Source organism: uncultured Gimesia sp. (assembly GCF_937910335.1).
GTDB lineage: Bacteria > Planctomycetota > Planctomycetia > Planctomycetales > Planctomycetaceae > Gimesia.
In genome coordinates this window covers 1-8,996 of sequence record NZ_CALEMX010000164.1, presented here as the reverse complement: position 1 = coordinate 8,996, position 8,996 = coordinate 1, and the positions used below count along the sequence as shown (strand labels likewise).

Sequence of the window (8,996 nt, the reverse complement as noted above, 5' to 3'; positions counted from 1 at the left end):
GCGCAAATTACGTGCCAAAGCGAGGGAAGTCATCTGGGAAATGCGGGTTTAAGAATCGCAGGCCTTTTATGGACGTCTTTCTGCTAACTGATATCATGGAGTATGAAATTCATCGTCCTAAACTATTGAATTGCAGTTTACCAACCCGAGAGTTTGATTGAATATGAGCCGACTGATCACAATTGCCGTATCGCAAATGGGGCCAGTCCCCCTGGAGCAAACCAGACCCGAAGTCGTCGCCCGTTTAATAGGTTTGCTTCGAGAAGCCTCTGCTCAAGGTTGTGAGCTGGTCCTTTTTCCAGAATGTTGTTTGACTGCGTTCTTTCCTCATTGGTTTATTGAAGATCAGTCTGAGATTGATTCATTTTTTGAACGCGAAATGCCAAGTCCTGTAACGCAGCCTTTGTTTGACGAAGCCCGGCGCCTCAAAGTGGGCTTCTGTCTCGGCTACGCAGAAATCGTGGAAGAAAAAGGAGTCATCCGCCGCTACAATTCTTCATTACTTGTAGAGCGTGATGGTCGAATCGTCGGCAAGCATCGAAAAATCCATCTTCCAGGCCACAAGGAACACCGACCACAAAATCCATTTCAAAATCTTGAAAAACGTTATTTTGATGTTGGTAACCTCGGCTTTCAGGTCTGGAATGCTTTCGGCGGAATCGTAGGCATGTGCATCTGCAACGACCGCCGTTGGGCAGAAACATACCGCGTCCTGGGCTTACAGGGAGTCGAAATCGTTCTACTAGGTTATAATACGCCGATGGAAATCCCTGAATATCCCGAGCTTAATCCACTCGTCGGATTTCATAACCAACTGAGCATGCAGGCAGGCGCTTACCAAAATGGAACCTGGGTTTTAGGTGCAGCCAAGACTGGTTGTGAAGAGGGTGTGGAACAACTGGGCGAAAGCTGCATGATCGCACCCTCTGGTGAAATTCGTGCAGTCGCGAAAACCAATCATGACGAATTGATTGTACACGCCTGCGACCTGGATGAAACAATTCCCTATAAAGAGGGGCTCCTCAACTTCGAAATGAACCGTCGCGTAGAGTACTATCAGTTGATTACACAACAGTAAAACAGAAAGTGATCCTTCCTGGATTTTTTATTGCTCAATGAGAAAGACGACATCACCATGCATTCACGAACGCTATCTCACCTGAAAACAGGGTTAATAAGCTCAGTTGTAGCTGTCCTCACACTTTCGAGTTGGCTTGAACAGTCATGGAGTGCAGAACAACAGCGACGACCTAATATTCTACTGATCGTCGCCGACGATTTGGGCTATAGTGACCTGGGATGCTTTGGTGGCGAAATTGAAACTCCCCAGTTAGATTCCCTGGCTGCAAAGGGAGTTCGATTAACACAATGTTATAACACAGGTCGCTGCTGCCCCTCACGTGGCACGTTAATGACAGGCCAATACCCTCATCGGATTGGCTTGGGACATATGACTAGAAATCTCAATCAACGAGGATATCAGGGACATATAGCAGATGAAGCAATTACGATCGCACAGATCCTGAAACGAGGTGGCTATCGAACTTTTCTCTCTGGCAAATGGCATCTGGGAACAGAAGACCCCACAAAACTTGGTTTTGAAGAATTTTATGGCACACTGGTCAGCGCGAAAACGTTTTGGGATGTGGATCATTTTACAAGACTCCCCGCCTCGCGTAGTACGCACACTTATCCCAAGGGAGAATTTTACGGAACCGACGCCGTCACCGATTATGCAATTGACTTCATGAGAATGGGCAGGCGAAATCCTGATCAGCCCTGGTTTTTATATCTGGCTTATAATGCCCCTCACTTCCCTTTACATGCACCCAAAGCGGATATTCTCAAATATGCAGATCGCTATCACGTTGGCTGGGACAAAATCCGAGAACAACGTATCGCGCGTATGAAACAATTGGGAATTGTCCCCGCCGATACGAAACTCTCTCCTCGATCACGCTATTGGGACTGGGGCGAATCGGAAGCGCGTGTGAATCCGGCCTGGGACTCCTTACCTGCAGACCGCCGTGGTGATTTGGCACGACGAATGGCAATCTTCGCTGCGATGGTGGATCGCATGGACCAGAACATCGGTCGTGTCTTAACGACTCTACGTCAAAATAATGAACTGGAAAACACACTGATTATTTTCACATCGGATAACGGTGCTTGTGCCGAATGGGACCCGCATGGATTTGATATCAAATCCAGCCGCAATAATACGCTCTACTGGGGAGACCAGATCGACAAAATGGGAGGCCCTGACACACATCAAAGCGTAGGCTCTGGTTGGGCGAATGCCTCTAATACACCATGGAGACTCTATAAACATTATAACCATGAAGGAGGCATTGCGTCCCCGGGTATTGTCCATTGGCCTGCACAGGTAAAACAAAACGGAACCATTATCTCAACACCCGCTCATATTATTGATGTCGTCCCCACTCTGCTGGAAGCATCTCAAGTCACGTACCCTGAACGGTGGGACGATGCCAAAACGCTACCGCTCCCAGGCCGAAGTCTTCTGCCTCTGGTCAAAGGGAAACAGCAGGAAGAACGCACCCTCTATTTCGAGCATCAGGGAAACCGGGCCATTCGCCAGGGACGCTGGAAACTCACTGCACTCCGGGGCGCCCCCTGGGAACTTTATGATATTTCCGAAGACCGTACCGAGCTGAACGATCTATCAAAACAGCGTCCTGAACTCGTTACGCAGCTGGTGCAAAAATGGAATCTCTGGGCAAAACAAAACTTTGTACTCCCCTTCCCCAAAGATTACAGAATCGATTACCTGGCGCCGTTAAAGAAATAAAGTACTTCGTTGCGGCTACTAAAGTGAAAACAGAGTTGGCCTGAACAAGCCAACTCTGTCAATTTCGCATTCAAAAATTGTTGCTCTTCGATTCACTATTCACTCGCAGCAGCATTTTTATCTTTATCTTTCTGATCCAGTCTCACCATCAGCCATTGCTGCGTCTCATCTTTTCCAATATGAACCAGTAAGGGAGCTTCGTCCTTGGTTAAGTTGTAAACTCCCGTGTCATAGATCGTATTTTTATTATCACCGACCGTCCAGGCAGCACGTTGCGTTTTCTTGTCGACAGATCCCTGGACCTGCTGTGACTTCTTGGTTTTGGTGTTGGTATAATTCCCGCGAATGACTCCCTGTTTATTCACTGCAAGTTCTACCACGTTGTCTGACTTTGTCTGACCGCTCTGTGATAGTGCGAACACACCCAGGGGCATCCACTTCTCCTGATCGCTCACGTTAGCAGAAGCGCCCGCATCTGCGAGTTGACTGGCTTGCTGCGTATATTGTGCTGCAGTACCCACATCCTTTTTGTTGACATAAACACTATTGTCTTGATAGACGACGTTGTTTCCATAGTCATAGTAGATAGGTTGCATATTCTCCCAAGTCATCCAGGCCATCATTGCATCCCAAGTCGCGTAGTTCCAGGCATATCCCGCTGGCCAGGCGCGAGCATACCACATCCCCGGATTAGCGGCGTACCAACCAGTGGAATACATACCATAGCCGTAAAACCCACCTCGAATCACAACCGCATGATAATACCGAGTAGAAGGTGGAACATGCACAAAGCCCGCCGCAAAACCTCCATTGGGGCCACGCACAAATCCGCCAGCTGTAGTTCCACCACCGGGTCCGTGAACAACTCCACCCGCTGCTTTTCCGCCATTAGGTCCGACGACGCGACCACCGGCTGCAGAACCACCATTGGGACCAACAACGCGCCCGGCACCGCCCTTGCCTCCATTATTACCATCCACTTTAACACCGGCAGCATGACCGTCGTTCGGCCCGACAGCGCCTCCGCCAGAGACGGTATTACCCCGTGGTCCGGTATAACTGCCTCCCGCTGCAATTCCACCATTGGGTCCATGATACACATTTCCGCTAGCTGAACCGGAAGAGATGGAACGATTCACAGTATTACGCCCGGTAAAATCCTGAACGTAGGGATGAGAGTTCGTAACCGTATGATGTCCGGCATCGGAAGGCAGGCCCAAAAAGTTGCCTAAGCCCTTATCTGTTGGTCGCTGATTGAAATTCATATTGCCAACATCGAGATGGCCATCATTTCGAGAATTAATATTCCCACTTCCTCCAAATCGATTCAAATCAGTTTTGTTAAAATTGCCATTATTTAACCGACTAAAATTGCCTGTATTACCTCGATCAAATGATCGAGTCTGATTCATAAAATTCGAATTAAATCCAGTCTTGTCATTGAATCGACTGGGAACATCGGAGCGACTTCCATAATTAGAAAATCGACCGCTATTGAAGTTACTACCGCCGAGATTCCTTGATCCTGAATTAAAACCACCACTAAAGTTACGGTTTCCACTGTAACCACCACCGCCGAAACCTCCTCGGTTACTCCCGCCGCTAAAACTACTACCTCCGTGAAAACCGCCGCCTCCGCCATGAAATCCACCACCGCCGAAGCCTCTGGCCCAAGTCGTTGATTGTGCGTGAGAGAAACAGACAAATGTTGTCACAGTAATGAGGCTAATGAAAAGTCTCATAATAACTATCCCCGATTCTGAAATTTGATAAACGTTGATCTATAATACGTCAGAACGTTATTTTCGTTTTGAGACCACTTCAAGCGCGTCTGGTAACTCGATTCCATTCGCGGTTCGATTTACCGATTGCCAGCGGCATCCATTCTTATCAATTTTTGAAAGAATATTATGGGCGCTGGTTAGCATCCCATCGCTGGTGACACCTCTCGACTCAATCAGCCAGCCATTCTCAACGGCGGCCCAGATTCCCACTGCATGACTGCCATCTGTATTAAAGGTCCAGGACATAATATCGCCGCTGCTGGGGTCAACGCCTATGATCTGTTTGCCGAGTACCTGCGGTTTACCATTTCTGCTGGAGAAATAGGTTCGTTCAATGAACTTTTTGCCGGGCAACCAATGATAGTCAGTTGTCAGAGTAACCCCTTTTAATTCGGTAACCCAGTTTCCTAACAGCCACTCCAGATCTTTTAATCCAGACTGAGAAGCAGAAGGGGCTAAGCGATACTCTTTGACACTGAGCATCGACCACTTACCATTCTGTTTAACATACGTGGCTGTATACTGGCTCATATCGGGCGCTACTTTGGGTACTGTAACGAGAGTCCGTCCTTCTTCAATTGCCAGATTGTCACCAATCTGACGGACGGAATCGACCGAGATCTCAATTTTTGCATTCTTTGTTTCTTTGAAATACTTTTGATACGCTTTTTCAATGGCCTGGCTCCCCACAAATCGCATTCCTCCGGCTTCGATGTATTCGCCTTCGGGAGCCCAAAAGCTGGCGACCTGTTTTGCATTGCCTTGGTCGAATGCTGCTTTAAAGGCAAGTTCAATCTTTTGAATCGACTGCAGAAGCTGTGAAGTTTTTGGAGCCGGCTGAGATTTCGTTGCTTCGGTTCCAACACCGCTTGCTTGAGGAGTTCGTTGAAATTGCGAATAAACAGGTGCGCTGCTCAACACAATATAGAACACGAATACGGGTACAGAGAGACCAAAGCAGGTCTTACGCTGGGGAAGATTCATTCTGACTTCTTTCAGAAACGGTGTTGAAATTCGCTTAGATTGTGAGAGAGTAACATAGCTGTTTGGCCCCAACAGCGCTGAGTTTTATTCTATTCCCACCTATTCAATTTTGCACGCTTTATTTATGATCTCTTTCAGATTTTTTTGAGAGCTGAATCTGGTAACAACTTCCAGAACTACCCAACTACACATTAATAGAGCTTTTGATAAATAAATCCTGGATCTTTTTCTCCCGTATGCAAAGATAACCATTTCTTCATATATGTCCTTATCCTAAGAATCGTTGATGCTTCATCGTCTTAAAAAACTCGCACCACTTGCTATTATCGCGATTTTCATGGGAGCCCTCTGGTTACTCTCGAAGGAATTGAAGCATTATAATATCCACGAAATCCGCTCTGCAGTGGCACACATCCCTGCATGGCGTCTCTGGGCAGCAGCCGGATTGACAGTTTTCAACTATCTGGTTCTCATCGGATACGACTATCTGGCGATTCGAGCCATTCATCACCCTCTTCCTCTCAGTAAAATCTCTCTGGCGTCATTTACCGGCTTTGTCACCAGTTACAATTTTGGGGCACTGCTCGGCGGGACTTCGGTACGTTACCGACTTTACTCAGCCTGGGGATTATCCGCAGTAGAAATTCTGCAATTGATCATCATGCTGGGAACCACTTATTGGGTTGGCGTTTTTGCTTTAGCTGGGATCGTCTTTATCCTGCAACCATTTTCCATCCCAGCGTCATTACATTTCCCTTTTGAAAATGTCCAACCGGTTGGCTACATCCTATTGGCCATCGCTGTCGGCTATGTATTGTTGCCTCTGATCCGAAGCTCACCGATCATCATTAAAGGTATCAAAATTGAATTACCCAAAACGGGGATGACGGTCTTGCAACTGGCAGTTTCAGCAGCAGACCTGGTCATAGCTTCTGCCACTCTCTATATGATTCTAGCCCCAGAATTATCTGTCAGCTTTGGTGAGTTTCTCGGTATTTATCTTCTGGCTACGGTCGTAGTAGTACTTTCGCATGTTCCCGGAGGAGTGGGCGTGTTTGAATTAGTTATTTTGTCGTTAGTTGGTTCACAATCGTCGGCGACAATTCTAGCCGGATTACTCGTATTTCGAGTCATCTACTATTTGATTCCACTCTTCGTGGCACTCATCATGTTGGCATTGCACGAATTGTCTCTAAACCGTGCGATTGCAACACCACTGGTTACTGAAACGACGCACTGGTCCTCTGCGATTGCGCCTCTGATACTCTCATGGAGCACTTTATTGGCTGGGGCGGTTCTACTGTTTTCAGGAGCCACTCCGATCGTCATTGACAGGCTAGACCATTTGCAGCATGCAATTCCTCTGCCCTTGATTGAGATCTCGCATATTATCGGAAGCGTACTTGGTGCTGCCCTGCTGGTGCTGGGCCGTGATTTACAACAAAGATCATATTCGGCTTGGTGGTTCATCACGTTGATGACAGGACTCGGAATCATTGTCTCGCTTTTAAAAGGATTCGATTACGAAGAAGCGATATTGCTCTCAATCATATTTTTTGCATTGCTGGCAAGTCGCAATCAATTTTCTCAGAAGGGAACCCAGTTAAGTGAGTCATTTAATCTGGGCTGGTCGAGTACGATTCTAGTGATCGTAACTTGCTCGATCTGGTTGGGATTATTTGCCTATCAATCTGTTGATTATTCAAGCGGATTGTGGTGGACTTTTACATACGATGGAAACGCACCCCGATTTCTGCGAGCCAGTATAGGTGTCGTCATCTTTTTATTCCTTTTTGCCTTTTCGAGATGGAAATCACACCATGGACCACTGGGATAAAAGCGAAGGATCTCCCGTCCACTTGGGAGCGACCTGGATTCCGTCAGAAAATGCGTTCAACTTTGCTCTCTATTCAAAGCATGCCGAACAGGTTTCTTTGTTATTCTTCCTCGAAGACGATCTGGTCGAACCAGTTTTTGTCTTTGACTTTGAACCACATCGGAACAAAACCGCAGAAATCTGGCATTGCCGCATTCCCGCTACAGATTTTAAACATGCAAAATATTATGCATATCTAATTGATGGCCCTGCTCCAAAAAGTCCATTTGACTGGCATGCCTTTGATCCAGATAAGTTATTACTTGATCCGTATTCTCGAAACATTTTCTTCCCCCCTACATTTGACCGACATCGCGCCAGTCAGCCTGGTAGTAATATGGGATGCGCTCCGCTTTCGGTGTTGCAATCGATCGAATGTGCTTTCAACTGGGAAAACGACGAACCCCTGCACCACACATCCGATCTGATCATTTACGAAATGCATGTGCGTGGCTTTACCAGGCACAGTAATTCGAATGTTTCAGAAAACGCGCGAGGTACATTTGCAGGGGTGATCGAGAAAATCCCCTATCTGAAAGAACTGGGAGTGACAGCAGTTGAATTGATGCCCGTTTATCAATTTGATACTCAGGACAAAAACTACTGGGGATACATGCCTCTTGGTTTCTTTGCTCCGCATGACACTTATTGCATGTCTCAAGAAACATGTGAACGTCATATTGAATTTTGCGAAATGGTTAAGGCTTTGCATCGTGCTGGAATCGAGGTCATTCTCGATGTGGTTTACAATCACACAGGCGAAGGAAATGAATCCGGCCCGACATATAGTTTCAAAGGAATTGATAACACTACGTACTATTCACTCTCAGGCAATCCGAACGCGCTATATGCGAACTACTCCGGAGCCGGAAACACACTGCATACCGCGAATAGAGCTGTCCGCAAATTGATTGTTGACAGCTTGCATTACTGGGCAAAAGAGATGCACGTGGACGGCTTTCGCTTTGATTTGGCCAGTGTGTTAACCAGAAGAATAGATGGAAGTATTGAAGAAACGAATCCTACAACGCTCGGTCAGATTGGTTCAGACACATCTTTGGCAGGTCGACGGTTTATTGCAGAACCCTGGGATGCAGCGGGAGAGTTTCAACTTGGTTCACGATTTCCCGGACATCTCTGGATGCAATGGAACGCCGCCTACCGCGACACACTACAACAGTTCGTGCGCGGCGATGAAGGCCATATCCCTGATCTGATGACCCGACTCTATGGCAGCTCGGACTTATTTCCTGATGACCGCATGCACGCACTCAGACCATACCAAAGCATCAATTATATTACTTCGCATGATGGCTTTTCATTATATGACCTCGTTTCATACAACGAAAAAAGAAACTGGGAAAACGGCGAACAGAATTCCGATGGCACAAACGATTATAGTTGGAATTGTGGCTGGGAAGGTGATGAAAATATTCCACCAGATGTCATGTCACTCAGAAAACAACAGATCAAAAACTTCTTTTGTCTGCTGATGGTTTCAAATGGGACTCCCATGTTTCGGATGGGAGATGAGTTTTTG

6 protein-coding genes are annotated in these 8,996 nt (G+C 46.9%); 4 read left to right on the top strand and 2 right to left on the bottom strand.

Features of this window, described 5'->3' with window-relative positions:
• Positions 1 to 163 precede the first annotated feature (163 nt).
• Together Q0668_RS06455 and Q0668_RS06450 are read left to right on the top strand one after the other, a co-directional pair.
• Positions 164 to 1,078 (top strand): N-carbamoyl-D-amino-acid hydrolase, encoded by a 915-nt coding sequence (locus Q0668_RS06455; protein WP_298861574.1) that lies wholly within the window; start codon positions 164 to 166, stop codon positions 1,076 to 1,078.
• Positions 1,079 to 1,135: 57 nt separating this feature from the next.
• Complete coding sequence (locus Q0668_RS06450) at positions 1,136 to 2,812, top strand: arylsulfatase (RefSeq protein WP_298861571.1); 1,677 nt, start codon at positions 1,136 to 1,138, stop codon at positions 2,810 to 2,812.
• A gap of 95 nt (positions 2,813 to 2,907) precedes the next feature.
• On the opposite strand, the gene Q0668_RS06445 is transcribed toward Q0668_RS06450, so the two are convergent.
• Together Q0668_RS06445 and Q0668_RS06440 are read right to left on the bottom strand one after the other, a co-directional pair.
• Positions 2,908 to 4,554 (bottom strand): hypothetical protein, encoded by a 1,647-nt coding sequence (locus Q0668_RS06445; protein WP_298861568.1) that lies wholly within the window; start codon positions 4,552 to 4,554, stop codon positions 2,908 to 2,910.
• A gap of 57 nt (positions 4,555 to 4,611) precedes the next feature.
• Entirely contained in the window at positions 4,612 to 5,580 is a 969-nt protein-coding gene (locus Q0668_RS06440; protein ID WP_298861565.1) for an SgcJ/EcaC family oxidoreductase, read from the bottom strand.
• Between the two features lie 286 nt (positions 5,581 to 5,866).
• Here Q0668_RS06440 and Q0668_RS06435 point away from each other — a divergent pair, with 286 nt between their 5' ends.
• Together Q0668_RS06435 and Q0668_RS06430 are read left to right on the top strand one after the other, a co-directional pair.
• On the top strand, positions 5,867 to 7,417 hold the full coding sequence (locus tag Q0668_RS06435; protein ID WP_298861560.1) for a lysylphosphatidylglycerol synthase domain-containing protein: 1,551 nt from the start codon (positions 5,867 to 5,869) through the stop codon (positions 7,415 to 7,417).
• On the top strand, positions 7,401 to 8,996 hold a 1,596-nt coding region (locus tag Q0668_RS06430; RefSeq protein WP_298861557.1), incomplete at its 3' end, for a glycogen-debranching protein. The genes Q0668_RS06435 and Q0668_RS06430, both read left to right, overlap by 17 nt.